This window comes from Sporosarcina thermotolerans (genome assembly GCF_042658975.1).
In the GTDB taxonomy this organism is placed as follows: domain Bacteria; phylum Bacillota; class Bacilli; order Bacillales_A; family Planococcaceae; genus Sporosarcina; species Sporosarcina thermotolerans.
This window is the reverse complement of record NZ_JBHSRM010000013.1, coordinates 69,187-94,959: the sequence shown is the minus strand read 5'-3', so window position 1 is coordinate 94,959 and position 25,773 is coordinate 69,187. Positions and strand designations below refer to the sequence as shown.

General features: G+C 39.9%; 25 protein-coding genes. 7 read left to right on the top strand and 18 right to left on the bottom strand.

From position 1 onward, the window contains the following. Positions 1–112: 112 nt before the first annotated feature. The 4 genes from ACFPZG_RS08290 to ACFPZG_RS08275 all read left to right on the top strand — a co-directional run bounded on the left by ACFPZG_RS08290 (position 113) and on the right by ACFPZG_RS08275 (position 3,638). A complete protein-coding gene (locus ACFPZG_RS08290; RefSeq protein WP_283731928.1) occupies positions 113–211 on the top strand; it encodes a YjcZ family sporulation protein in 99 nt (32 codons plus the stop codon). Between the two features lie 149 nt (positions 212–360). Next, positions 361–891 (top strand): peptide-methionine (S)-S-oxide reductase MsrA, encoded by a 531-nt coding sequence (gene msrA / locus ACFPZG_RS08285; RefSeq protein ID WP_283734642.1) that lies wholly within the window; start codon positions 361–363, stop codon positions 889–891. A 163-nt stretch (positions 892–1,054) separates the two neighbouring features. Beyond that, the gene (locus tag ACFPZG_RS08280; RefSeq protein WP_283731929.1) at positions 1,055–2,662 is read left to right on the top strand and encodes an ABC-F family ATP-binding cassette domain-containing protein; all 1,608 of its coding nucleotides are present in this window, start codon (positions 1,055–1,057) and stop codon (positions 2,660–2,662) included. Between the two features lie 295 nt (positions 2,663–2,957). Next, complete coding sequence (locus tag ACFPZG_RS08275) at positions 2,958–3,638, top strand: hypothetical protein (RefSeq protein ID WP_317939987.1); 681 nt, start codon at positions 2,958–2,960, stop codon at positions 3,636–3,638. Positions 3,639–3,715: 77 nt separating this feature from the next. Here ACFPZG_RS08275 and ACFPZG_RS08270 read toward each other — a convergent pair whose 3' ends face one another. Then, entirely contained in the window at positions 3,716–3,916 is a 201-nt protein-coding gene (locus tag ACFPZG_RS08270) for a cold-shock protein (RefSeq protein ID WP_060210432.1), read from the bottom strand. A gap of 184 nt (positions 3,917–4,100) precedes the next feature. Continuing rightward, positions 4,101–4,406 carry a DUF1033 family protein gene (locus tag ACFPZG_RS08265; protein WP_283731932.1) on the bottom strand — a complete coding sequence of 102 codons (306 nt, stop codon included), beginning with the start codon at positions 4,404–4,406 and terminating at the stop codon, positions 4,101–4,103. Positions 4,407–4,604: 198 nt separating this feature from the next. Between ACFPZG_RS08265 and ACFPZG_RS08260 the strand changes: the two genes are divergently transcribed. Further along, complete coding sequence (locus ACFPZG_RS08260) at positions 4,605–5,267, top strand: 5-bromo-4-chloroindolyl phosphate hydrolysis family protein (protein WP_283731933.1); 663 nt, start codon at positions 4,605–4,607, stop codon at positions 5,265–5,267. After that, the gene (locus ACFPZG_RS08255) at positions 5,254–6,456 is read left to right on the top strand and encodes a toxic anion resistance protein (protein ID WP_283731934.1); all 1,203 of its coding nucleotides are present in this window, start codon (positions 5,254–5,256) and stop codon (positions 6,454–6,456) included. Before ACFPZG_RS08260 ends, ACFPZG_RS08255 begins: the two co-directional genes overlap by 14 nt. 57 nt (positions 6,457–6,513) lie before the next feature. Here the strand turns inward: ACFPZG_RS08255 and ACFPZG_RS08250 are convergent, their stop codons facing one another. From ACFPZG_RS08250 to ACFPZG_RS08215, 8 genes are all read right to left on the bottom strand, one after another. Next, entirely contained in the window at positions 6,514–7,011 is a 498-nt protein-coding gene (locus ACFPZG_RS08250) for a hypothetical protein (protein WP_381426667.1), read from the bottom strand. 68 nt (positions 7,012–7,079) lie between these two features. Then, positions 7,080–7,226 carry a hypothetical protein gene (locus ACFPZG_RS08245; protein WP_283731935.1) on the bottom strand — a complete coding sequence of 49 codons (147 nt, stop codon included), beginning with the start codon at positions 7,224–7,226 and terminating at the stop codon, positions 7,080–7,082. 122 nt (positions 7,227–7,348) lie between these two features. Further along, positions 7,349–9,241 (bottom strand): vWA domain-containing protein, encoded by a 1,893-nt coding sequence (locus ACFPZG_RS08240; protein ID WP_317939986.1) that lies wholly within the window; start codon positions 9,239–9,241, stop codon positions 7,349–7,351. Positions 9,242–9,251: 10 nt separating this feature from the next. Next, on the bottom strand, positions 9,252–10,115 hold the full coding sequence (locus tag ACFPZG_RS08235) for an AAA family ATPase (RefSeq protein ID WP_283731937.1): 864 nt from the start codon (positions 10,113–10,115) through the stop codon (positions 9,252–9,254). Positions 10,116–10,175: 60 nt separating this feature from the next. Further along, positions 10,176–10,373: a DUF6501 family protein gene (locus tag ACFPZG_RS08230; RefSeq protein WP_283731938.1), complete on the bottom strand. Its 198-nt coding sequence runs from the start codon at positions 10,371–10,373 to the stop codon at positions 10,176–10,178. Between the two features lie 202 nt (positions 10,374–10,575). Continuing rightward, on the bottom strand, positions 10,576–11,811 hold the full coding sequence (odhB, locus tag ACFPZG_RS08225) for a 2-oxoglutarate dehydrogenase complex dihydrolipoyllysine-residue succinyltransferase (protein ID WP_283731939.1): 1,236 nt from the start codon (positions 11,809–11,811) through the stop codon (positions 10,576–10,578). A 71-nt stretch (positions 11,812–11,882) separates the two neighbouring features. After that, on the bottom strand, positions 11,883–14,699 hold the full coding sequence (locus ACFPZG_RS08220) for a 2-oxoglutarate dehydrogenase E1 component (protein WP_317939985.1): 2,817 nt from the start codon (positions 14,697–14,699) through the stop codon (positions 11,883–11,885). Between the two features lie 196 nt (positions 14,700–14,895). Continuing rightward, on the bottom strand, positions 14,896–15,972 hold the full coding sequence (locus tag ACFPZG_RS08215; protein ID WP_283731940.1) for an undecaprenyldiphospho-muramoylpentapeptide beta-N-acetylglucosaminyltransferase: 1,077 nt from the start codon (positions 15,970–15,972) through the stop codon (positions 14,896–14,898). Between the two features lie 176 nt (positions 15,973–16,148). On the opposite strand from ACFPZG_RS08215, the gene ACFPZG_RS08210 reads away from it, so the two are divergent. After that, entirely contained in the window at positions 16,149–17,516 is a 1,368-nt protein-coding gene (locus tag ACFPZG_RS08210) for an MATE family efflux transporter (protein ID WP_283731941.1), read from the top strand. A gap of 16 nt (positions 17,517–17,532) precedes the next feature. Here ACFPZG_RS08210 and ACFPZG_RS08205 read toward each other — a convergent pair whose 3' ends face one another. From ACFPZG_RS08205 to ACFPZG_RS08170, 8 genes are all read right to left on the bottom strand, one after another. Beyond that, on the bottom strand, positions 17,533–18,612 hold the full coding sequence (locus ACFPZG_RS08205; protein ID WP_317939984.1) for a Ger(x)C family spore germination protein: 1,080 nt from the start codon (positions 18,610–18,612) through the stop codon (positions 17,533–17,535). Further along, positions 18,609–19,619: a GerAB/ArcD/ProY family transporter gene (locus tag ACFPZG_RS08200; RefSeq protein WP_283731945.1), complete on the bottom strand. Its 1,011-nt coding sequence runs from the start codon at positions 19,617–19,619 to the stop codon at positions 18,609–18,611. The genes ACFPZG_RS08205 and ACFPZG_RS08200 overlap by 4 nt, the downstream gene beginning before the upstream one ends. Continuing rightward, a complete protein-coding gene (locus ACFPZG_RS08195; RefSeq protein ID WP_317939983.1) occupies positions 19,619–21,049 on the bottom strand; it encodes a spore germination protein in 1,431 nt (476 codons plus the stop codon). The genes ACFPZG_RS08200 and ACFPZG_RS08195 overlap by 1 nt, the downstream gene beginning before the upstream one ends. A 98-nt stretch (positions 21,050–21,147) precedes the next feature. Beyond that, positions 21,148–22,023 (bottom strand): CAP domain-containing protein, encoded by an 876-nt coding sequence (locus ACFPZG_RS08190; RefSeq protein WP_283731948.1) that lies wholly within the window; start codon positions 22,021–22,023, stop codon positions 21,148–21,150. A gap of 196 nt (positions 22,024–22,219) precedes the next feature. Continuing rightward, complete coding sequence (locus tag ACFPZG_RS08185) at positions 22,220–23,113, bottom strand: CobW family GTP-binding protein (protein ID WP_317939982.1); 894 nt, start codon at positions 23,111–23,113, stop codon at positions 22,220–22,222. A 78-nt stretch (positions 23,114–23,191) separates the two neighbouring features. Then, positions 23,192–24,691 carry a lmo1851 family serine protease gene (locus ACFPZG_RS08180; RefSeq protein WP_283731949.1) on the bottom strand — a complete coding sequence of 500 codons (1,500 nt, stop codon included), beginning with the start codon at positions 24,689–24,691 and terminating at the stop codon, positions 23,192–23,194. Positions 24,692–24,772: 81 nt separating this feature from the next. Then, a complete protein-coding gene (gene deoD, locus ACFPZG_RS08175; protein ID WP_317939981.1) occupies positions 24,773–25,474 on the bottom strand; it encodes a purine-nucleoside phosphorylase in 702 nt (233 codons plus the stop codon). Positions 25,475–25,546: 72 nt separating this feature from the next. After that, entirely contained in the window at positions 25,547–25,768 is a 222-nt protein-coding gene (locus ACFPZG_RS08170; RefSeq protein ID WP_283731950.1) for a YozE family protein, read from the bottom strand. Between the last annotated feature and the right edge of the window lie 5 nt (positions 25,769–25,773).

The window sequence follows — 25,773 nt, the reverse complement described above, 5'->3', positions numbered from 1 at the left end:
CACGGGTTCCGTTTTACTCATAAGTATACCATGTTAATTTGTGTTTGTAGCGGCTGATTCCCCAATCATGAGTCCATCCACAGCATAAGATATGTTGAAGGTGGTGGTATAAATGGGACGTGAATTCGGGAGAAATAATTCCTCCTTTGCTTTAATTGTAGTGCTTTTCATCCTGTTAATCATTATTGGTGCTAGCTTTATTTGCTATTGATTTCCTAAAACGCATTACCACTCATTGGCACCTTACGGAAAGATTGTGCTTCTGTTTGCTTGCAAACAGAAAAACAATCTTTCTTTTGTTTTATATAAACAAAATCATAAGAGACTATGATACAATTTCCTCGAAAGGGGTTGTGCATGATGACAGAGAAAAAATTAGAGAAGGCCACTTTTGCTGGAGGTTGTTTCTGGTGCATGGTAAAGCCGTTTAAGGATTGGGAAGGCATCCATGATGTTGTATCGGGATATATGGGTGGCCATGTAGAGAATCCTACATACGAAGATGTAAAGCGTGGAGATTCAGGACATTTGGAAGTTGTAGAAATTACATATGACCCTTCCCTTTTCAACTATAACGAATTGCTTGACTTATATTGGCCACAAATTGATCCGACTGATGCAGATGGTCAATTCCAAGACCGTGGACATTCGTATTCCACTGCTATTTTCTACTATACCGAAGTACAAAAAAAGGCTGCAGAACTTTCGAAAGTCAAACTTGAACAAAGTGGAAGATTCTCAAAGCCAATTGTAACAGTTATCAGGCCTGCGGAAACGTTTTACCGTGCGGAGGAATACCATCAGGATTATTATTTAAAAGAAAAGACTCATTATGAAGAAGATCGTGCAAAATCCGGACGAGATGAATTCATAACTGAAAACTGGAAATGAACCAATTCAAAACCGGATTACATTGGAGTCCAGTTTTTATATATCAGACAACTTTTTGATCAATGATCATTGATCAAAAAGTGCGGATAACGGACTGAACACAATACCATTATTGTGTGGATTCATGCTATAATAGGAGCATTGTGAATTTAGGAGGATTTTTATGATAGCAGTCAGTAATGTAAGTCTTCAATTCGGTGACCGTAAACTGTTTGAAGATGTAAATATACAGTTTAACCCGGGTCATTGCTATGGTTTAATCGGTGCAAACGGTGCCGGAAAATCGACATTCCTTAAAATTTTGTCAGGTGAAATAGAACCGCAAACAGGTAATGTCATCATGAACAAGGATGAGCGTCTTGCCGTCCTAAAGCAAAACCACTTCGAGTATGAAGAAAGCGAAGTACTTAATACGGTCATCATGGGGCATAAACGTCTATATGATATCATGACCGAAAAAAATGCAATCTATATGAAAGAGGATTTCTCTGATGAGGACGGCATGCGTGCAGCTGAACTTGAAGGCGAATTCGGTGAGTTGAATGGATGGGAAGCTGAATCAGAAGCAGCCATCTTGCTACAAGGACTTGGAATAGGCGAATCCCTTCACAATGTGAAAATGGCGGAGCTCACAGGTTCAGATAAAGTTAAGGTCCTTCTAGCACAAGCGCTATTCGGAAAACCTGACGTTTTGCTTCTTGACGAGCCTACGAACCATTTGGACTTAAAAGCGATCCAATGGCTTGAAGAGTTTCTAATCAACTTCGATAACACTGTTATCGTTGTATCCCATGACCGCCACTTCTTGAATAAAGTTTGTACACAAATCGCGGATCTTGATTTCTCTAAAATTCAACTTTACCCAGGAAACTATGATTTCTGGTATGAGTCCAGCCAATTGGCATTGAAAATGGCTCAAGATCAAAACAAGAAAAAAGAAGAGAAGATCAAAGAATTACAAGCATTCGTTGCACGTTTCAGTGCGAATGCATCAAAATCGAAACAAGCCACTTCAAGGAAAAAAGCTCTCGAAAAAATCGAATTGGATGATATTCGCCCATCTTCCCGTCGTTATCCATTCGTCAACTTCCAAATCGGACGTGAAATCGGGAACGATGTCCTTACTGTTCAAGGTCTTTCAAAATCGCAAGACGGTAAAGTGATGATAAAAGACGCAACCTTTACGATGAATAAAGAAGATAAAATTATACTTTTAGGTAATCCATTAGCGAAAACAGCATTATTGGAAATCCTTGCTGGTGAATCAGAAGCAGATGAAGGTTCATACAAATGGGGTGTAACAACAACAAATGCATACTTCCCTCTCGATAACAGTGAATTTTTCGAAGGAAACGAGGCATCTTTAGTTGAGTGGCTTCGCCAGTATTCTCCTGAAGATCAGACTGAAACATTCTTACGTGGTTTCCTTGGTCGTATGCTCTTCTCTGGTGAAGAAGTTAAAAAGAAACCATCTGTCCTATCTGGTGGAGAAAAAGTCCGTTGCATGCTTTCCAAGATGATGTTAACAAATGCAAACGTCCTTCTATTGGATGAGCCAATGAACCACTTGGATTTGGAGTCTATCCAAGCGCTGAATAATGGCTTGATGGCATTTAAAGGTGCTATGTTATTTACTTCACATGACCAGCAATTTATCCAAACTGTTGCGAACAGAATTATTGAAATCCGTGAAGACGGTACAATTTTTGATAAAATGATGCAATATGATGAATACTTGGAGTGGAAGGAACAACAAGCTGTATCCAACTAATCTCTAACCGTACCGCTTTTCTCATTTGGGAAAAGCGGTTTTTTAATATAAAGCGGAAGGCGGCGTTTAGCCTCGACAGGCGGTGGAGGTCTTGAAAATAGGTGGTTTTTACCTTTTCTTTCAAGACCGAAGCGACCTGAGAGGACAAAGATGTGCTCCTAACGCTTCGCTTTTACTCGCAAAAGCCGTTCTTCGTAACGGCTTTGAATGCCGCCTGTAGCTGATTTTACTTTACTTTCAAATAGGATAATCAATTTTATTTCGGGTATATTATTTGAAAAGGAGAGTGTTTTTCATGAGGATGTATCGTCTGCTCATTTTGCTGGTATTTTCAACCCTATTAATCATGGGATGCTCAAGCAAAACAACTACATTAAATAATTCAGGCAATAGCGGGGAGTCAAACGATCCGGACCAAGTTACGGAAAATGGCAATAATCAAGTGAAAGAGACTGTCGATAAGTCGCTGAAGGATTACTTTATGCCAGATGGTTCAAAAGCGCATTTCCTTGGTGAAGGAAATGAATTTGCAGAATTAGATCTTACGTTTGCCATGCCATATGAAAATATCGTAGGGGTTCATGAAAATAATGGCGGAGTCACCATTAGGCATATTTATAAGATCGAGGAGAATCAGATTACAATAATTAATCATACTCCAGTAGATATGAATGAGGACTTCCCTTCCCTCTCGGAAATTGAGGCAATGGAACCGGAAGGTATTTATTTGAAAAAACCATTTGAAGTCGGCACTACTTTCGGCAAGTGGAAGATTACTGAAACCGGTGTTACAGTTGAAACCCCTTACCAAAAATTCGATAATGCATTCGTAATTGAATCAAAAGAAAATAATGCAGTAAATAGAAAATATTTTGTTGAAGGATACGGTGAGGTTAAACGAGAAGCGATTATGGAAGTCGAAAATAATGAGAAATTCATTGTTACTTCCACATTAGAGTCGGTAACTAAACCTTAATTTCCGTTGCATGGGACATTTTCCACGGAAATAAATAAAAAAGAGGCTCCGGTGAAGGGCCTCTTTTATCTGACGAATTATAGTTTCACTACGTTAGCAGCTTGAAGACCACGATTGCCTTCTACAACTTCGAATTCAACTTGTTGACCTTCATCCAAAGTTTTAAATCCGTCTCCCTGAATAGCAGAGAAGTGTACGAATACATCGTCTTCCCCTTCAACTTCGATGAATCCGAAGCCTTTTTCAGAGTTGAACCACTTTACAGTACCTTGTTTCATGTGTGACTACCTCCAAATAATTTACTTACTAATACATGAAAAAAATTCACATATTACAAAAAGTACCGACAACGCCGATCACCTTTTGTAATACGTGAATACGTTTTCTTCGGTATTGCTTTTAGTTACTGATACTATAACATACCCATAATATTTGTCAATATAACAATATCAAATATTCGAATTATTTATCTATCATTGTGGATGGTTTACCATCAACCAAGGAGAGAAGTCCGTGAAAAATTTGTAGATCCTCGTCGCAACCATCACAGAAACAACGTTCCGTTTCAGACCAATAAGCAAAAAAACAGCTATCTCGCTCTTCTTTATACTTATATTTTGCTTCAAATTCTTTTTTTAATTCATCAAGGTATAATTCGGCATCCGTTGCCGTATCAAATTTTCTTCTGGACTGGATCGTGGTTTCCCAGTCTTCGAACATCCACCATGGCTCATAATCCGCTTTCATATAAATAATTTCATAATCCATTTTTCTTCCCCCCATTATTCGAATGTGAGTGGATTTATTTTATCAAATCTATTGGAACTATCCAAGTAATTGGATTCGGCGTTAATAACACTGTAATTCAACTACAAATCAGGTATAATTGCACTAGAGACATGAAACTTAAAGCCACGTTAAACGTATAAAGTAATATGAAGAGAAAAGCAAGGAGGCCTGGAGATATTGAAAGAAGTCAAACAGTTTTTCCAAAGACACTTAATAACAGCACCTATCAGTTTCGGCTCTTGGTTAACAATGACCTTGGCAGCAGGCATGAATCCACTCGCTGCGACAGGCCTAATGATTGCAATTTACCTGGGCGGTAATTTCACGATTAAACAAATACAACTTTCCTCAAATGTTAAAGAACTTGGAATGTCAAGATCAGAATTTAAACACATCAAATCTCAAATGAATGAAGCAAAGACTAAAATTAATAAACTGAATGGGCTCTATGGTCAAGTCCGTTCTGTCCAAGCGTTCAAACAGGTTTACGAGATAAATAATTTAGCGAAAAGGATTCTAACCATAGTACGCAAAAACCCTAAAAAGTTCTACCATGTAGAAAAATTTTTCTACTCCCATCTTGATTCTGCAGTCGAACTGACTTCCAAATATGCAATCCTTGTGAACCAACCTTTAAAAGATCAGGAAATCAGAGTTGCTCTTCAACATACAAGGGAAACACTAAATGATGTGAATAGACAGTTGGAGCAGGATTTAAGAGGTGCACTTGCTACAGATATTGAACAACTTCAACTCGAATTGGACTATGTGGATGTTACAATGAAAAAGAATAAGCCGTTGCTTGAGATGAAAGGAGAAATGCGTAATGACAGGGAATAATATGACAAATAATGAGGTAAAGACCATGGATGACCTATTGGACAATCCATTTAATGTAAATGAACCTTTATTACCTAAAGAAATGCAAACGGAACAAAGTAATGGGCAGGTAGCCGTTAAGCTTATGGACCGCTTGACTCCCGAAGAACAGGAAAAAGCAAAGCAACTTGCGGAGCAGATCCCTGTTGGGAATTACGAAGCAATCATAACATATGGTGCAAATGCCCAAAATGAATTATCCCGTTTTTCTCATAAAATGTTAGACCATGTGCAAAGCAAAGATATCGGGCCTGTTGGAGATGTACTGAGTGACTTAATGAGCAAGCTTTCGGAAATTGATCCTGAAGATTTATCCGAGAAGAAGAAATCTGGCTTAGCCCGTCTATTTAAAAAAGCTACCCGCTCCATTCAAGAGATGATGACAAAGTATCAAAAACTAAGCACACAAATAGATCGTATTGGTGTTCAGCTTGAGCATTCAAAACGAGGCTTGCTTGAAGATGTCCAAATGCTCGACAGCTTATACGAACAAAACAAGACATACTTCCAAGCTTTGAATGTCTATATTGCAGCAGCTGAGTTGAAGCGGGATGAGATTGCCAATGTCATTATACCGGAAATGAAGAGAGAAGCTGAACTGTCAAATGATCAGATGGCATTCCAGGAAGTGAATGACATGGGTCAGTTCCTCGACCGGTTGGAAAAACGGTTGTATGATTTGCAACTATCAAGACAGATTACAATCCAAAGTGCTCCACAAATTAGGATGATTCAACAAACAAACCAGACTCTTGCGGAGAAGATTCAATCATCCATCATGACTTCCATTCCATTATGGAAAAACCAAATTGCCATTGCTCTGACATTGAATCGCCAGAGAAAAGCAGTGGAGTCGCAAAAATTAGTGACAAAAACAACGAATGATCTGCTCTTGAAGAATTCAGAGATGTTGAAGGTCAATTCAATTGAAACTGCAAAAGAAAACGAACGTGGCATTATTGAAATCGATACGTTGAAAAAGACACAAGAGAATTTGATACAAACGATTGAAGAAACGCTTGTTATTCAAGCGGATGGTCGTGCTAAACGAAAAGCTGCTGAAGTGGAGATTGCTCGTATGGAGGAAGAATTGAAACAACGTCTTCTTGCTGTGCACGAAAAAACACAATCCCCACAGCGGCCGTATTAAGATCCTAAAACAGGTGAAGGAAGCTATTTTAGCTCCCCTCACCTGTTTTTATTTAACTTAGTGAATATGAAGTAATTTGATAAGCCTTATAACTTTTTCATCGTCACCCAGATTGATGGATACGACCTTTTTATTTTTAATAAAATCCTCATAAAAGCTCTTACCGGCAGGGTATTTTCCATCCCAACGTAACGGAACGTTATATATATTAATGGTGCCATTCCCATTACTACTATATGTAACCGATCCATCGATCAGTCGTGAACCGGCCAATTGAATAACGTTCTCCGGATAGACTGCGCTCGTTTCATCATCGGGATTGAGTGGTTCACCAGCAGAAATATGCCAAACATTTAGTTCATCAATTTCTTGATTTGGTCCAAGTTGCAACCAAACCCTTGCGTATTCGATTTCCTCGGAAGAGTATTTGGACAATGCATTGTCCTTTTTAAGTTCAGAATTTGTCTTCTGGTCTGCTTTGACATCTGCCGAACATGCCGACAAAATTAAACTCGCTGCAATGAGTAAGGAAATTAGTTTGTACTTAATATCCATGCACCCCCTTTTGTAAAATAATTATTTTAGCGTAGTAAACGATAATTCTTCACGATTAATGAGAACTTTTACGCAGTAAATGAGAACTCATTATACATTAATGAGCACTCCTCGATAGTAATCGAGAACTCTTCATCCATTAATGCGAACTTTTCCAAGGTAAACGAGAACTCTTCGCTACTATCCAGTATTCGTAAAAGAATGGACTTTGGCATCAAAAGAATGAGCCCTTGTAAGAAAGAATGGACCCGCGCAGTGAAAGAACGGACCTTGCCAGCAAAAGAATGGGCCCTTGTTAGAAAGAACGGACCCTAACCGCGGAAGAATGGACCTTCACTCACCCAATCGCAATAGCCAGCAACTTTCTTAAAATCCTCAACGTCTGATCCGTAAAGTTTTCAACCGAATGAGAAGCCGCTGATTTATTCCCGAACATCATTGAAAACAACGCACGTTGGTCATCGGTTGGTTCTTCAGACGCCAAGAATAAATGAATGACGGAAATTCCTTGCTTCTCCGCTTCCATCACAGCTTCCCTCGTATCCAAAATACCATTTCGATCATAGCCGAATGCGGAGGGTTCACCATCCGAGAAAACAAGTAAAAACTTATTTTTTTCAGGTCTCGCCAAAAGTCTTCGCGTCATCCACCTAATCGCAAAACCATCTCGGTTATCTTCGTTCGTCTCAAATGAAAGGATTGACAACCCATTATCCTGACGTTGTTCCATGAACGTATGCATCAGACCAAATACATTTGGTTGGAGCTCCTTTGTCGCATGGTTGGCATCCTCATAATACGATGAGATTTCATGCGGTACGGCAAGCTGACGTAACACGTCATGAAACATCAAGACCGCCTTCTTCGTTTCATCCAGTTTGTCCATCATGGAAGCAGATCCATCAACTAACAGACCGAAAACTGCATCTAACTTATCGGAAGGAATGTTTTTTCGATAAAATGGTCTTGGGCGTTCATCAACAAGTATCGTCGTTAGCTTTGGCGATAATCGGCCTTTGGGCAACCCAGTTCTTCGTGCATCCTCTTTCATTTCAATCCGTTTCTTCATCTCTTCAACAAATGAACGGATATAGGGCTTATGTTCTTCACGCCATTTTAACAATTTAATCTTATTCGCTTCATTACTTACCGCTTCGACCACTTTTTCCTCGAAAACTACATGCGCATGCTCTTTCCCGAATTCTTTCCCGGCTTTTTTCTGCGCAATTTTCTTGTCAGTTTGTTCATGCTCTTCATCGGACCATTGCCCGCTTTCGTTGCCCTCTGATTCACCAGTCCCGGTTTCTTGGATTTCGGCATTTTCATTTCCTTCTGCCACGTTGCTGCCGTCTCCCCTACCCGCTCTGCCATGTTCAAGTTCATATTCAAGATGGACGCCAGACTCACTTTCATTTTCCCGATGCCATGTGCGGAACACCTCGTCAATTGTTTCTTTGACTTCCGGCTCCCCTTTTTCTGCTTCCTTCATACCATCATGAAAATGAAACGCCGCAGTCTCTTCCGAAATCGAATCGCCAATTGCATAATACTGATGGATAAGATCCTGCTCGATAACTTCTTCAATCATGAAAATTATACGGTCAACGACATTCATCATTTGGGACGTTGATGTCGCATCGGTTGCGTATGAAGCAATTAAATGAATCTGTTCGATCGGCAATTCCCATTCCACAGTCGATTGTGCGAACATACTATCATGAAGTGTAATGAATAGCTGATCCATCAAGGCGTCTGCATAAAATCCCTTTTTGAAATTTGAAACGAGCCTGTCATAATGGAATTGAAGCAGTAATTGCCTTCTCACAGAAAATGCCCTACTTGTACCTGGTCGTTGCTTCTCAACAAGATCCATCAATCTAAACTCTTCCAGCATGAGTAATAGTTCTTCTGCGAATTTTCTTAAATGATGTCTTTCATACTGCTGTCTGAACTTTAGCCAATCACTTACAGAAAAATTCTTCCAAAACCCAGCGGTCATTAAATAAACATCAGAAAGTCTCCCCATATGGGTAATTTCCTCCGGCCGATGTCTCCAAAATACGCTTAATGAAATTCCTCCTTCTTTCGGCTGAAGTTCAAACAGTTTTCGTTCGGTTAATTCAAGATACGGTGCATCCGCAAGCGCCCTTCCAAGCCGTTCATAAAGCAAAAGCTGGTTGGCATCGATTGTTTCATCATTGAATTGGATGAACCGATTTAACTTCACCACTCTATTCGCCTCATTTCACCCAGGTATCCACTAATTCCATAACGAGCTTCTGTTCCATCTTATCATCCAACTTCTCCGCGATTGCATACTGAATTGCTCGTCTTACCGGAATATGCTCAGCGAGTGCCATTGCATCCAATAAACTTCTAACTGAAGCTGCCTCTTCTGATAAAAGACCATTCATCACTTGTTTCTTTAAATCCTCATTAATATTCATTATCGACTCAACCAAACTTACGCCTGCTTGAGGAAATAGGTTTTGAATGATTTCCCTAAGCTGAACACCAGCAAGGTACGGAATAGTGAATGAAACAAAACGATTTTTCAATGCTTCGTTCATTGGTGATGTTCCAACATATCCTTCATTTATGGCAGCGATAACCGTAAAATCCTCATGAGCATGTATCACTTCGCCCGTGAAAGGATTTGTTAACATACGACGATGATCTAATACACTATGTAGAATAGGCAATGTTTCAGGTTTTGCCATATTGATTTCATCAATATAGAGGATATGTCCCTCTTTCATCGCCTGGACAACAGGACCTTCCACAAATTCGATTACGGTCTGACCTTCTTTCGAAATTATCGTCTTAAATCCTAATAGGGATTCAGCATCCAAATCGACTGAACAGTTCACGCTATGCATCGGCTGTTGGAAAAACTCAGAAATACTTTGGGCAAGTTTTGTTTTTCCTGAACCGGATGGGCCTTTTAATAGAATCGGTTTTTTTAAGACGACGCCAATTAAAATATCTTCCCATAGATTAGGTATGGGTGAAATATACCCGCCTTCCTGAATCAATAACTTCTCATTCTTTTCATATGTTCTTATTTGTCGTTGTTCCTGTTTAGCAACTATAATTGAACTCATCGCTATTCTTCCTCCCAATAAAAACGCCCAATGCCTTTAGGTTTGGCATCGAGCGAATTTTCATTCGAAATACGTTTTATAATAGCCGCCGACTTTGCCTGAATTATCTACGATGAAAATGAACTCTTCTGTTTCATTTTTTACGTCATATTCCTTACCTAAAGTTAGGACATTCGTGACAACATATTTTTCAGCATTGGCATGTTTACAGACGACTTTACGGATTGTTGGAGCAGTTGTCCAATCTTTAAATGACATATAAATCACCTTCCTTGCTTCAATTCGAAAAAGGGCCCGATATAACATCGGGCCTTTCTTTGTATTTCTTATTACTAGCTACGTCCAGACTTCGGTCGCCAGAGGTTCGGGGTCATAAGTCAAAGCTGCTCTGTGGCAAAAGACGCCACGCCGCATCTTCGTCTTATGCCCGTCACCTCTATTCAGGCGCCCTCCGCTTTTGTTAAGATCCAAGAAGTAAATCTTCAGGATTTTCGATTAGTTCCTTAACCATTTTCAAGAAACCAACAGAATCTTTTCCATCGATGACGCGGTGGTCGTATGACAATGCGATGTACATCATCGGACGGATTTCTACTTTGTCACCAACTGCAACTGGGCGTTTTTGAATTGTGTGCATTCCAAGAATACCAACTTGAGTTCCGTTAAGGATTGGTGTAGAGAATAGGGATCCGAATACACCACCGTTTGTGATTGTGAATGATCCACCTGACATATCAGCAATCGTCAATTTATTGTCTCTTGCTTTTAGCGCCAATTCGCCAATGTTGGATTCGATCTCGGCAAAGTTTTTACGATCCGCATCACGTACGATTGGAACAACAAGACCACCTTCAGTGGAAACGGCAATACCTACATCATAATAGTGCTTCAAGATGATTTCATCGCCGTCGATTTCTGAGTTGACGTATGGATATTTTTTAAGTGCTGCAACAACTGCTTTTGTGAAGAATGACATGAAACCAAGACGTACATCATTCTTATCATAGAATTCATCTTTTTTGCGTGAACGAAGTTCCATCACTGCAGACATATCGATTTCATTGAAAGTTGTCAACATAGCTGTAGACTGTCTTACTTCAAGTAAACGTTTTGCAATAGTTTGGCGGCGACGTGTCATTTTTTCACGTGTTTCACGTCCGTCTTGCACAGGTGTTAGCGCTGCTGATTTTGCAGCAGGTGCAGCGGCTGGTGCCGTAGGAGCATTACCATGAGCAGCAACGTCTTGTGCACGTACTCGGCCCATTGGGTCAACCGGTGAAACCGCGGCAAGGTCGATTCCTTTTTCACGAGCTAATTTTCTAGCTGCTGGGCTTGCGATAGTGCGATCTGTTGAAGTTTGTTCCGTAGTTTGCGCAGCAACTGGTGCAGCGGCAGCTTTAGGAGCTTCTTCCACTTTCGCTTCTGGAGCAGCAGGAGCAGCTGGTGCTGAAGGTGCTCCAGAACCTTCTCCGACTACTGCAATAACTTGGCCGACTTCAACTGTGTCGCCTTCTGCAGCAAGAAGTTCTTGAACTACCCCAGCTTCTTCGGAAATTACTTCGACGTTGACTTTATCTGTTTCCAACTCAACGATGAATTCGCCTTTTTCAACACTTTCACCTATTTGTTTTAACCACTTTGCAATAGTTCCTTCAGTAATCGATTCTGCAAGTTCTGGTACTCTGATCTCAGCCACAATAAATTCCTCCTCTATTGTACCGTAACGACGGTTTGTAACACTTATCAATTTCTATAGTTATTAAGCTATTACTTTTTCAAAGCTTCATCAATAATACGTTGTTGTGCAATTTTATGTGCATCTCCGCTTCCCTCTGAAGGGCTTGCGCGGTGAATTCGGCCTGCATAAGAAACTTTTTTCTCTTCGGCGATTTCTTGCAGATATGGTAAAGCAAATGACCATGAGCCCATGTTTTTCGGCTCTTCCTGGACCCAGACAAGTTCTTCCACGTTAGGGAAACGTGCAACGATATCAGCAATTTTCTCAGATGGGAATGGATACAATTGCTCAACGCGAACGATGTGCAAGTGTTCAAATCCTTCTCCGTCTTTAACTGCTTCAGCAAGATCGATTGCCATTTTTCCGCTTGCAAATAGAACTTTCTTTACCTTTTTAGGTTCCTGACCTGTTCCGGGTTGCTCAAGAACTGTTTGGAAATGACCATTTGCTAAATCACTTGGATCTGCACCAACAAGTGGATGACGAAGCAGTGATTTAGGAGATACGATGACTAACGGACGTTCCACTTCAGTCCCAAGCATTTTTGCCTGTCTACGTAATACGTGGAAATAGTTCGCTGCACTTGAAATGTTGGCAACCGTCCAGTTATTTTCAGCGCAAAGTTGTAAATACCTTTCAAGGCGCGCACTGGAGTGCTCTGGACCTTGACCTTCATATGCATGCGGCAGCAGGATTACCATTCCTGATTGCTGTCCCCATTTTGAATGGCTGGAAGAGATGAATTGGTCAAACATGACTTGCGCCATATTTGCAAAGTCACCATACTGTGCTTCCCAGATTGATAATGCCTGGTCTTTTTCAAGGTTATAACCAAACTCATACCCAACTACAGCAAATTCTGTCAAAGGACTGTTATAGGCAACAAAGGAAGCATTCGATCCACTGATATGATGAAGTGGTACTAACTCTTCACCCGTTTTTTCATCATGCAATACAAGATGGCGGTGAGCAAATGTACCCCGTTGGACGTCCTGCCCCGTAATACGAATTGGCTTACCATCTTGAAGGATAGATCCGAAAGCCAATTGTTCCGCGTGTGCCCAGTCAATTTTCCCTTTACCTTTAAAAGGTTCTTCGCGGCGTTTTAAAATACGATCCAACTTGCCGAACACAGTAAAGTCTTCTGGGTACGTAAGAAGTTCTTCATTCATACGTTCAAGTCTTTCCTGTTCTACGCCTGTCTCAAGATTCTCAGGATATCCTGCCATAACGTAATCAGGTGTTGCATCGGAAAGTTTTTTAACGTCAGATTTATTTTCTTTTACTTTGTCATATGCAGATTGCATCATCGCGAAAATATCAGCATCTAATTTTTCAACATCCGTATCTGAAATAATGCCGGAATTTACAAGTTCAGTTCCGTACAGCTGCCTTGCAGTTGGATGTTTATGGATTTGATGATACATCATTGGGTTTGTAACCAATGGCTCATCCATTTCATTATGGCCATATCTACGGTAACCAATTAGGTCTATTAGAATATCTTTACCAAATTTTTGACGATATTCAAATGCAAAAGCTGCTACCACCATTACGTCCTCTGGGCTATCTGCGTTGACGTGCACAATTGGCACCTCAAAACCTTTGGCAGGATCCGAAGAGTAGTGAGTGGAGCGTGAATCATAATATTCAGTAGTGAATCCAATCGTATTATTCGCAATAATATGAATGGAACCACCCGTCTTGTATCCTCGAACGCGGCTATAGTTGAACGTTTCAGGCACAATACCTTGACCAGGGAACGCTGCATCCCCGTGAATTATAATTGAGTAAGCTGCCTTCATGTCTTGTTCAGGCGCACCTGCATGATTCGTCGTTTCTTGGGCAGCGCGAGTCTGTCCGTTAACTACAGGGTTTACTACTTCCAAATGGGATGGATTATATGCAAGGAAACGCTCAGTGCCAGATGGTGCTTTGTAAAGAGCACCCATATGGTATTTAACGTCTCCGAACCAACCGCGTGTTGTTTTTAGTGTTCCATCTTCAGGAATAAAAGGATCCGAAGGAACACCAGCAAATTCAGCAAACATCATTTCATATGGTTTATTCAAAATATGGGTCAGTACATTTAAACGGCCACGGTGAGCCATGCCAATTAATACTTTTTTCATTCTTTGTGATTCAGAGCGGCGAACTAATTCATCAAGAAGGATAACAAGAGAATCAAGTCCTTCTATAGAGAATCGTTTTGCCCCGACAAATGTGCGGTGTATGAACTTTTCGAAACCTTCAATCTTAGTCAATCTTTCAAGCATTGCTTTTTTGTCTTCATTCGATAGGTTAATGGAAACTTCTCCATTTTCGATTCTTGTTTGAATCCACGAACGTTCTTCTTCATCAATTACATGGGCAAATTCATAAGCAATTTTCCCGGTATACAATGATTTCAAATAATTTACAGCATCCATTCCATTCTCCACGTTCGTCGGTGGAGTTTTCAGGAATAAAGAAGCTGGCATCGACAATAAATCGCTTTCAGTCAGCCCATAATAGGAAAGTTCTAGGCGAGTCGAGTCTTTCGGTCTATCGTTTAGTGGATAAATATCTGAAGCAAGATGTCCGTATGCACGGATAGCATCGATTAAGGTATAAGCGGCCAATACCTTGCCAAAATTGACAGCAGGTACGGCTGTTGCAGCCATGGATTGAGTTTGTTCTGCTTCATCTACCGAAGGTGCACCAAAGCTTCTAAACATTTCAGCAAGCTCAGGGTCCACCGATTCAGGTGACATTTTAAACTGTTCATACATTTCCATTACATACCCGAGATTCGGACCAGTAAATATTGAGTAAGGAGAACGTTGGGTACCTACATTGTTCGACATGTAAAATGACCTCCACATTTGCCAATTGGCCTGTTGTGTTAATTCTTTATCCGTATTCATATTACCATGCAAATAGTAGAACTGAAAGGGTTTCGTTCTAATTATTTGACAGTAATACCGTTAACAAGATTACACTCACTATTAGATAAATGCAACAATTTTCGACAATTTTCTATCTACTTAAGACCTAATCCAGCTATTTTTTGTATGACAGTATCAAATCAGCCATCATTTCAGGAGATTTTGTGTTTGAAACTTTTTTCATGTTTTCTACAAGCTCACTTTTCTCTTTCACCAACTGGTTAAATAGATCCATCATGGATAAATTATCCAACTCCTCCTCTTGAACTATTTGCGCTATTCCAAGTGACTTGAAAAGCGATGCATTCAAAAGTTGGTCCCCCCTACTCTTAGCCGCCGATAGGGGAATAAGTAACATTGGCTTATGGACAGACAATAATTCGAATATAGCATTCGATCCCGCCCTTGAAACAGCAAAATCAGCAGCTGCCAACAAGTGAGGTAGCCCCTCAGTTACATATTCAAATTGCGAATATCCAGGTACAAGTTCCAAAGACTCATCAATATTTCCTTTACCGCAGAGATGGATAACTTCAAATCTCTTTAGGATAGAGTCCAATTCTTTTCTCACTGCATCGTTCAGTACAGCAGACCCTTGACTTCCACCCATGACGATGAATACTGGCTTTTCGCAAGGCAAGCCGGCAATACGCAATCCCTCTTTACGAATTCCGCTGAAAATTTCGGGTCTGATGACTGCTCCTGTACAAGTTGCTTTACCATTTGGTAAATAATTCAAAGTTTCTTCGAAAACTGTAAATATATGGTTAGAAAACGGTAATGCTAACTTATTTGCAAGTCCAGGAGAAACATCGGATTCATGAGCAACAACCGGGATTTTCGCAAGTTTTGCTGCCAATACGACTGGAACAGAAACGAATCCACCTTTCGAGAAAATGATTTCCGGCTTCAACTTTTGTAATATAATATACGCTTGTAAAACGCCGGTACCAACTCGGAATGGATCAGAAAAATTCTTCATGGAAAAATAGCGCCTCAATTTCCCGCTTTGAATCGCATGATAGGTTACCTCGGGGTGACCACCATTTATCAATTCCTTTTCGATTCCATCATGGGAACCGATATAATGAATTTCATATCCCTTTTCATCAAAAACAGGTATTAGTGCCTCGTTTACGGAGACATGCCCTGCTGTACCGCCACCCGTTAATACAATCACTGGCCGCTTCATTTGGCCATTCACCTCATCCATCTTTTTTTATGCTTAATTATTTTCTTATTTACCACTTCGCTATTATAGCAAAGAAATCATGATACAATGTTGTTTGATTTGCATAAAGCCGTAAATTTTACTTGAAGACGAATGGAACTCGTTTAGCTGAATTCCGTTGGGGAAGGAGAACTATTTTGGAAGATGTTACACCTTTAAAACAGAAGATCAATATGCTTTTTAAAATTATTATCCCTATACTTGTTACTCAAATCGCACTATACTTGATGACTTTTTTCGATATTCTCATGACTGGTAGATACAATACGGAAGACCTCGCAGGTGTCACAATTGGATCCTCATTCTGGGTGCCTGTTTATACGGGGTTATCTGGTATTATTATGGGACTTACGCCAATAATTGCTCACCTTATCGGAGGCGGTAAGAAGGACGAGGTTAGACCATCTGTTCAGCAAGGTTTGTATTTATCAATAGTACTTGCAGCAATCGTATTCTCAATTATGATATTCGCCGTAATCCCCTCTCTTAATCATATGCCGCTCGAAGGTGAAGTTAGGATTGTCGCGGCTGATTACTTAAAAGGAATGAGCATCGGGCTGCTTCCTCTATTCGCCTATACAGTATTTAGATCGTTTTTTGATGCACTTGGTGCAACCCGTGTTTCTATGTTCATCATTCTATTATCAGCTCCCATTAACGTCTTTCTTAATTTCCTGTTTATTTATGGAAATTTTGGTTTCCCTGAAATGGGTGGTGCAGGGGCTGGCTTTGCTTCAGGAATTACATACTGGTTGGTTTTCTGCATTGCATTCTTACTCGCATGGAAACGGAAATCTTTTCAGTCATTTTCTTTGTTTTCAAATTGGGAAGCAGTTTCACTTAAGCGTTGGAAAGCAATCTTGAAAATTGGTGTACCGATTGGACTATCAATATTCGTGGAAATAAGTATCTTTTCTGTCGTAACACTTCTAATGAGTGGGTACACAACTGCTACAATTTCCGCTCATCAGATTGCCTTAAATTTCACCTCACTCTTATATATGGTGCCCCTAAGTATTTCAATGGGCGTCACAATATTAGTCGGACAATCGATTGGTGCGAAAAAACCGATAGATGCAAAGCATTATAGTTTCCTTGGTGTAGGTGTGGCTATTCTTTTCAGCTTTATTTCAATCATAATTTTATTGACATTTAGAGAACCCATTGCATCACTGTATACGAAAGACACTGCTATTATTAAACTGGCCATTCAATTTTTCATCTTTGCAGCGTTCTTTCAATTATCTGATGCAATCCAGGCACCGATTCAAGGTTCATTACGAGGTTATAAGGACGTCAATATGACGTTTATAATGGCAATTATCTCTTTCTGGGTGATCGGTTTGCCCGTTGGATATGTAGCAGCAAACTTCACAGAACTTGGTCCTTACGGATACTGGGTTGGCCTTATTGCGGGATTATCGATAGGTGCAATTTCCTTGAGCATCCGTCTATTCTATATCCAAAGGAAAAGTGTGAAGAGAATAAATCCCGAAGCCAGCTAATGCGGCTCGGGATTTTTCAATCCAATATACTTGTCCTTTTCATATTCACTTTCACATCAACCTCGATGGATAAAGTGGAATACGTTTCCTGCCAATCCCCTTTCTTCCACAATTCCGTATGGAATGCATGGACTTTCCGTCCAACACCGAGGATATCGCTTTTTGCTTCTTGGGTTGTGGCGATAATTTTTTCAAAACTTTTTTTAAACTCGGTAGACAGAAATTTTTCTGCCTCTTTTCGGCTTTGTTTTTTGTACAAGTCATTTATGGGGAATTCTTCAACACTAACATCGATATCGAAACTCATTTTGACTTGCTCATTTGAAATTTTCAACTTTCTACGAACCTTTATTACTTGAATCGTAATTGGACTCTTTTTTTCCTTCCATTCAAAACTGACTCGTGTATATTTTCCAAGTTTGCTTTGCATCACGCCCGTCAAAACCGCATCTTGCTTTCTCAATATTTGCCCTGTGAATTTTTTATTGCTGAACAGTGCAATTCCATCCAATGTAGGAATTCCACTATCATCAATGATCAAATAGGGTAAACTTAGGTCCATCGAATCTTCAAGCATTAATTTCACTGCATTTTCCATTGTACCTACCGTCATATATGTATACAGTTCGGCAGTACGCAGTAATTCAGGATAATAGTTCGCAACCTCGCTCTTTAGATCTCCCGGGGGATCGAAATATTGTTTCATATCTCCCTCCACAATGGCAATGTAACTTGTAATGCGATTCCTTGGTGTTCTTAAAAACATGTCCAATTCAGGGTAAAGGTCTTTTTTTGCCATTTCACTTGATATTAACAATACTTCAAGATGGGATACGTCAAGTGCTTCCATTGTATGATGGGCAGCAGCTTCACGGGCGGCACGTGTCGAAATCCCCGTCCCTTCGGATTGTGCGTATGTAATCGTGTCCTCATCAAAAGTTGGAAAAGAAAATATCGCTTTTACTTCTCCTACCTTATCCCCATTTGTCAATCCCATCACTGGAACGATTGTAATGTCCTTATATTGAGCTTCATCCCAACATCCTCCAAGCAGAAACAGCCCAAATAATAGTACCGGCAACATTCTTTTATTCAATTCTTGTTCCCCCTATTTAACAAAATGACTACTGCAGGAATCAATATTGTAAAAAGGATATGCGGATAGACAATTAATTGCCGAAGCATATCGGATCGATCTTTCGTTGCAAAATACGAAGAAACGATGATTATGAGACAATGCAATAAGACGGTATAAAATTTATTTTCATTGTTGAAATAGATTCGACGAGCTTGGACGCACATGAAAAAATATAGTGTAATTGCAATGACGCTCCAAATTACCCATATGAACAAGAAAAACAAATCCAGCCGTTCAACGAATGTAACCTTTTGAGCTTTCAAAATGTGAAGGAGTGGTTCCGGTATGAATGTGATTGCATGCACAGGAAAAAAAAGAAGAATAAAAACCAAAATTGTAAAGAAAAAAAAGAACCAAGTTAACTGATATATGAATAATGGCATGCCTTTAACCTTTTGGATGACGTACTTTCTGAAAAACAAGTAAAATTCTATACCAATGAATGTGGCCTGCGCCATGAACAAGCCTCTCAATAGTGGTTTGATTTCCGTTAGTTTCACTGGAAACAACCATGTCCATACAAGATCCGGTATTGCCATAAATAAAAAGACGATAAAAATCGGAAATAACGCTAATATGATTGAAGGTAAATTGATTACCGCCTCGATTCTTCTTGTGTTTGCATAAAGCGACACTCCGACGATTATTGCCATCGTCACAATTTGTGGAGTGTTCGGGAATATCCATACTGATAATGTGTAATTGACATAGGAAAGAAAAGCAATGATCGCGAAAGACCAATACGCAATATATAATCCCGCAACAAATCGCCCCGGCTTGAATCGCTTATAAAATTTTTCATAGAGCAATAATAGAACGTAATGCATTAAGCCAGCTGCGATGAATACGACCCATGAAGTCGTTCCTGCTATATTGATCAACCGATGTTGAAAAGAGACGAAGACAGTCCCCGTCTGTACAACAAAAAGGAGCAAGAAAAACTGGATCCTCGATAATGTGAACATTATGATTTCCGGCCTTTCTTTTTCATTCTGAATGAAAACGTCTTTTGCTGTTTATGAAACTTAAAATATGGAGTCCGGAAAAATACATCAATGAATCTAGACGTATCTAACGGAATGAACGGCGCAAAATACGGTTGTCTCAAAGATGATAATGATAATAGATGAATAAGTAATACAATCGTTCCGATTGCCATGCCAAAAAAACCAAAGATTGCTGCGGCAGCCATGAAAGGAAATCTTAATATTCGAATGGATGTATTCATCTCAAGAGTCGGTACGACAAAGCTTGAAATTGCCGTCAACGCTACAACAATTACCATTAAATTCGAGACTAATCCAGCTTTAACAATTGCATCCCCGATGATCAAACCGCCAACAACTCCTATTGTTTGACCAATCGGCTTCGGAAGCCGAATACTCGCCTCTCTAATCAATTCAATAAAGAGCTCCATAATAATAGCTTCGAAAATGGGACGATAAGGAATGTCGTTAATCGCTAATTTAACTTTCTTACTAATTTCTATTGGCAATATTTCTGAATGAAAGCTAACAACCGCGATATAAAATGAAGGAAGATAGATGGCAATCACTAAACTTGCAATCCTTAATAGCCGAAAAAAAGATCCGACGACGACACGACCATTAAAATCATCCGGAGATTGGTAAAATGAAAAAAAAGTTACCGGCGCAATCAATACTGTCGGTGATTGATCGGTGAAAATAGCGATTTTCCCTTCCATTAAATTGAAGACGACCCGGTCTGGCCTTTCCGTATTCAAGAGTTGTGGAAAAGGTGAGAAAACATCATCTTCCAAGTAGTCTTCAATTTCTCCGGTATTCATAATGTTTTCATTCTGAATCTCGCGTAAGCGGGATTCAAATTGTTCGACTACCTCTTTATCTGCAAACGAATCAATATAAAGATACGTTATATCCGTAATTGTATTTTGACCAACCTGAATTGATTTGACGATAAGGTCCCTTCTCCCAAGTTTTTGACGAACAAGGGTGAGATTCTTCTGTACGTTTTCAACGAATCCATCATGTGCACCCCGGACAATTTGCTCGCTGATGGGTTCAGCAGGTGCCCTGCTAAAATCGATTTGCGCTGAAATGGTCAACATCACTTGGGCTTCAGGAAATATAACAGCCGTCAGTCCTTTGCAAACAGCCTTTACTAACTCATCTTCCGAATATGGTTTGACATTCGATGCGGCAGTCTTGCCCCAGTTACTCATTTTCTCCGATGCTCTTTGCTGAATAATATTAATCTGTTTGTTTACTTCGGCTCCGTCAGCCAATGATGAATAATAGCATAATATCCCTTTGCCTATTGGCCAGTCGACATCGTTTATAACGCAATCTGTTGAATTGAAAAAAAGTTGTTTCAAGTATTTCTTATCGACTACCTGCTTGCTTGTGTTGCTCAATGACATCACCCCATTGCATTGAGTATCGCCGCCATCATAAGCTTTTATGCAAAAAAAGAACATGGCCGGAGACATCCCGACCATGTTCCTTTCGTATATTATTTTTGAATGAATTGTTGTGTCCAGTAATTACCATTTTGGTCAAAACCGATACCAATATGTGTGAACTCTGGAGTTAAAATGTTTTGTCTATGACCTGGAGACTCCATCCATGCTTTAACAACTTCTTCGGCAGAACGTTGACCCATTGCAATGTTTTCAGCAGCTGCACGATAAGAAATGCCATTTGCTTTCATTTGATCGAACGGAGAACCGTACGTTGGGCTAGTATGATCGAAATAATTGTTCTTAGACATATCCGCTGACTTTTGACGTGCAGATGCCATTACTTTCTCATCCATTTGCAAAGGCTTTAAGCCTGCTTTTTGTCGCTCGACATTTGTTAGGTCAAGTACAGCTTTTTCAATAGCAGATGCTGAAGAATTTTGTGCAGAATTGGATGTTTCATTTTGAACAGGTGTTGAAGGCTGTTCTTGTTGCTCTGGTACATTTGGTCTTGCTGGTTCTTGCGGTTTTGCTTGTTCAACTGGCTTTTCGACCGGTTTTGAAGCTTCCACTGGCTTTTCAACCGGTTTTTGTACTTCTACCGGCTTCTCTACTGGTTTAGGTTTCGTTACAGGCTTTTCAACCGGTTTAGGTTGTTCAACAGGTGTCGCAACATTGTTTGGTAAATTCCATATGAATTTTGTACCAAATTGTTTTTCTAATTCGCTTAAATATTTATTCAATACCTCGTATTGGTTAATATTTTGATTGTTATTTAAAGTTACCTTCCCTTGGAAGCTATAATACTCGATTGTAGGTTTAGCGAAATTAACCTTATAATCATTATTTTGATAAGAAGCTTCAGCACTATTGTTGTTCGATAGTAAGAGCGCCGAGCCGAGTAAGATGACAGACATCGTTTTTTTCATCTCTTAACTCCTCCCTTCGCAATCTATCATAACGTAAGGAAGAATATAAAGAGTTGGCGTGATTTGCCAAAAAGTCCAATTGGTTTTTAGATACCCTTAGAAAGGGAAATCGCTAACTAGTAAATTGGCTAATGTTGGGCAACTCGTCTATTATTTCATATGAAAGGGGGTTGACAGTTCTTAGACCAGTAGACGATTATTGGTATTTTAGCTGACTTACACCTTCACCAATTATAACTAAACGTGCTTCCATCTTAACGTATTCAGGCATCCAATTGACCATTCCGTATGCATATTGGAACAGGTATGGATTTTTAGCGCCTTTAAGGGGCACATATCCTTTCATACGATATACAGTATCCGGCAATGAGCGGACCCACATTTCAAACTCTTCTTTGTCAACGGCTTTTTCAAAAGTGAGCAGCTTAGATGTCAAAGGAAGATGTTTGCCAGAAATTACGGTTTTCACTTCATCATTTTGAATATTTCCTAGCGTTTCTTCGATAAAAGAAAAGGATAACTGTGCTTTCGTTGTCTGTATAACTGGCGCAGTGTTGTTAAAATTAGAAAGCTCCATTGAAACAGTGGCCAATTCTCCTTCGGTCAATAGATCTGTTTTATTTGCAAGTATGATGTGGGCGTGCCTAATCTGTTCCATGAATAAGGAACGGATTTGAGGAGACATTTTGTCACGTTCAAGCCATCTTTTAGTATCAGCAACTGTGACGATTCCCTTAACACGAAGCTTTTCGGCAAATAAAGGCGAATAGACGGCATCCAAGGCTTCCACTGGATGCGCTGCGCCAGTAGTTTCGATTAAAATAACATCGACATCATGCTCTTCCAAAAGCCCTTGCAATTGTGCTTCCGTTTTTTCTGATCCGCTGCAGCAAATACAGCCGTTAAGGAGTTCCTTAAGTGGAACGTCCTGTGATTGCCCAACGGTATCCGAATCTATAGAGATAGAACCGAACTCATTCATTAGAACTGCCGGTTTTCTTCCGATCTCTTTCAATTCGGAGATTAAATTCATTAATAAAGATGTTTTCCCGCTTCCTAAAAAACCACTTAACAAATAGACATCAATCATTTTTACACCTCATTTTTATTACAAACTAAAAAAGCAGAGGAGGAAAACTGAAATTCCACCTCTACTTATATTGTTGATTTACTTTTTGATGGTCTCTAATAAGATTTCTTTTGCTTTTAACAGTTGAGGATCTTCATCATGCATTTTGGTTCTCAAACGATTCATTAAACCGAAAGTCGTATCTCCAACAAGGATGCCATCTTCGTCTATAGACAATTCCCGTTGCAGTGATTTAACCGCTTCCTCTGTGTTTTGATCAAATAGGCCGTCAACATCGCCTGGGTCAAATCCAACCGCACTTAACATTTCCTCTGCAGTTTTCACTAACGGAGAGATCATTCCGTCTTTCATCTCCATAGTTGGATCAAGGAATGGAAGCATTGCGTATGTCGGGTACTGAACTTCTATATCGGGTTCAATACCTTTTTCATGGATCCAATTACCATCAGGTGTCAACCATTTTGCAGTAGTCAGTTTCAGATTGGAACCATCTGATAAATTCTTAGGTGTTTGAACAGTTCCTTTACCGTAAGTTTTAATACCGACTAACGGTACATTTGCTGATTCCTTTAGTGCACCTGCCAAAATTTCAGATGCTGACGCACTTCCGTCATCGATGATCATAGCAACAGGCACCTTTACTTTACGACCATTAGATGCGACATAAACCTCAGGGTTATTTCCTTTACCTTGATATTGGAATAGATTCTTATTTTTCTCAACGAATAAATCGGAGATATCAATTGCAGTATTCAACATCCCCCCAGGGTTTTGGCGAACATCAACGATTAGCCCTTCCATACCCTTAGCTTCCATCTCATCTAACGCTGACAGCAATTCTTCATACGTATGTTCGGAGAAACTAGTAATTCGAATATGGGCTATATTGTCCTCAAGCATTTCAGTATAAACCGTTTCAATTGGGATGACGTCTCTTTCAATTAATACATCAAACGGTTCACTCATTTCACCACGACGAACCGTTAACGTTACTGTCGTCCCTTTTTCACCGCGGATTAGTAGGACAGCTTCAGATGAAGACATTCCTTGAATGCTTTTTCCGTCTACTGCAATGATCAAGTCATTCGGCAGCAGTCCCGCACGTTCTGCAGGTGAATTTTTAATAGGAGATACGATATTAATATATCCATTCAATTCCTGGATTTCTGCACCGATTCCTTGAAAACTTGAAGAAATGCTTTCATTCAGTTGTTTTGCTTCCTTTTCATTCAAATAATCAGAAAAGGGGTCGCCAAGTGCATCAATCATTCCATTAATGGCACCATCGATGACCGCTGTATCATCAATATCATTGAAGTAGGTTTTTTTCAATTCATCATAGGCATCAAATAATTTTTTAAATTCCTTACGCTCGATTGTAGGATTTTGTGGACTGACCACTTCTACGACCTTATCCTCGCCCGTAGTCAATGCAAAAAACGTAACTCCGGCTGTCGTTAACACAAGGCCAAATATGAGCATGACTAAGGAGAACGGCTTTAATTTTATAAAACGTTTTGCAGGTGGTTCGTAGTTTTTCTCATTTTCCTGGCCAACGTTATTCTCTTTCTCGTCCATCCCATTCCCCACTTTCTTTCTTTTATCGTCCATTCAAAAAAAGGACCGCAATGATGCAGCAAGCGGTCCTCCGATGCTCGATTATTGAATTGAAGCGTCCAACGCAACAACGATCATATCGTTGAAAGTTGTTTGGCGTTCTTCCGCAGTGGTAACTTCCCCTGTTAAGATGTGATCACTTACTGTTAATACTGATAACGCCTGTCTACCGAACTTAGCGGCTAATGTGTAAAGAGCTGCAGTTTCCATTTCAACAGCAAGAACACCATATTGAGCAAGCTTCTCATGCTCTGCGTGTTCGTTGTAGAAGAAGTCTTCAGTGAATACATTTCCAACTTTCAAATGCAATCCTTTTTCCACTCCAGCGTTATAAGCCTTCAACAATAAATCGAAATCAGCGGTTGGCGCATAGTCAACCCCATTAAAGAATGTTCTGTTGATAGGTGAGTTAGTCGTTGCAGTCTGGGCGAGAATTACATCACGTACTTTAACGTCTTTTTGGATCGCTCCGCAAGTTCCCACACGAATTAGCTTTTGCACATCATATTCCTGCATCAATTCATTAATGTAAATTGAGATGGATGGTACCCCCATCCCTGTACCTTGAACGGAAATTCGCTTTCCTTTGTACGTACCCGTATACCCGAACATATTCCTTACTTCATTGTACTGAGTGACATCCTCTAAAAATGTCTCTGCGATATATTTCGCACGTAATGGATCTCCCGGCAGAAGAATTGTATCTGCTATATCGCCTTTTTTCGCATTAATATGTATACTCATTTTTTATGCCCTCACTTTCAAATTCTTAATACATCATACAGTTAAACGCTGTTTTATGCAATTATGACAGCATTACCTAAACCGTTCTTGATACAATTCGAATAATTCATCAAATACTACACTTGGCATTTCAGGATCTGCCTTTTCCTCCAAATATCTGGAGAGTGGATCAAATCCCCTTTCATCTCTTGGAAAGCTTTGATCATAGAACATAGCCTCAGCGAATACGCTCATTGAATCGTCTTTCTTTCCTCCTCGAAAAGATAGTACAAATTGATAAAAAGATCGATCCATCTCTA

Bases quoted from the DNA above. Each gene is read 5' to 3' on its own strand.
- ACFPZG_RS08250 (WP_381426667.1), bottom strand. From the start codon at position 7,011: ATGGATATTAAGTACAAACTAATTTCCTTACTCATTGCAGCGAGTTTA.
- ACFPZG_RS08190 (WP_283731948.1), bottom strand. From the start codon at position 22,023: ATGAAAAAAACGATGTCTGTCATCTTACTCGGCTCGGCGCTCTTACTA.
- ACFPZG_RS08270 (WP_060210432.1), bottom strand. From the start codon at position 3,916: ATGAAACAAGGTACTGTAAAGTGGTTCAACTCTGAAAAAGGCTTCGGA.
- ACFPZG_RS08180 (WP_283731949.1), bottom strand. From the start codon at position 24,691: ATGGACGAGAAAGAGAATAACGTTGGCCAGGAAAATGAGAAAAACTAC.
- deoD (WP_317939981.1), bottom strand. From the start codon at position 25,474: ATGAGTATACATATTAATGCGAAAAAAGGCGATATAGCAGATACAATT.
- ACFPZG_RS08245 (WP_283731935.1), bottom strand. From the start codon at position 7,226: ATGCCAAAGTCCATTCTTTTACGAATACTGGATAGTAGCGAAGAGTTC.
- ACFPZG_RS08230 (WP_283731938.1), bottom strand. From the start codon at position 10,373: ATGTCATTTAAAGATTGGACAACTGCTCCAACAATCCGTAAAGTCGTC.
- ACFPZG_RS08265 (WP_283731932.1), bottom strand. From the start codon at position 4,406: ATGGATTATGAAATTATTTATATGAAAGCGGATTATGAGCCATGGTGG.
- msrA (WP_283734642.1), top strand. From the start codon at position 361: ATGACAGAGAAAAAATTAGAGAAGGCCACTTTTGCTGGAGGTTGTTTC.
- ACFPZG_RS08275 (WP_317939987.1), top strand. From the start codon at position 2,958: ATGAGGATGTATCGTCTGCTCATTTTGCTGGTATTTTCAACCCTATTA.
- ACFPZG_RS08185 (WP_317939982.1), bottom strand. From the start codon at position 23,113: ATGATTGATGTCTATTTGTTAAGTGGTTTTTTAGGAAGCGGGAAAACA.
- ACFPZG_RS08200 (WP_283731945.1), bottom strand. From the start codon at position 19,619: ATGTTCACATTATCGAGGATCCAGTTTTTCTTGCTCCTTTTTGTTGTA.
- ACFPZG_RS08215 (WP_283731940.1), bottom strand. From the start codon at position 15,972: ATGAAGCGGCCAGTGATTGTATTAACGGGTGGCGGTACAGCAGGGCAT.
- ACFPZG_RS08255 (WP_283731934.1), top strand. From the start codon at position 5,254: ATGACAGGGAATAATATGACAAATAATGAGGTAAAGACCATGGATGAC.
- ACFPZG_RS08280 (WP_283731929.1), top strand. From the start codon at position 1,055: ATGATAGCAGTCAGTAATGTAAGTCTTCAATTCGGTGACCGTAAACTG.
- ACFPZG_RS08235 (WP_283731937.1), bottom strand. From the start codon at position 10,115: ATGAGTTCAATTATAGTTGCTAAACAGGAACAACGACAAATAAGAACA.
- ACFPZG_RS08220 (WP_317939985.1), bottom strand. From the start codon at position 14,699: ATGTCGAACAATGTAGGTACCCAACGTTCTCCTTACTCAATATTTACT.
- ACFPZG_RS08170 (WP_283731950.1), bottom strand. From the start codon at position 25,768: ATGGATCGATCTTTTTATCAATTTGTACTATCTTTTCGAGGAGGAAAG.
- ACFPZG_RS08290 (WP_283731928.1), top strand. From the start codon at position 113: ATGGGACGTGAATTCGGGAGAAATAATTCCTCCTTTGCTTTAATTGTA.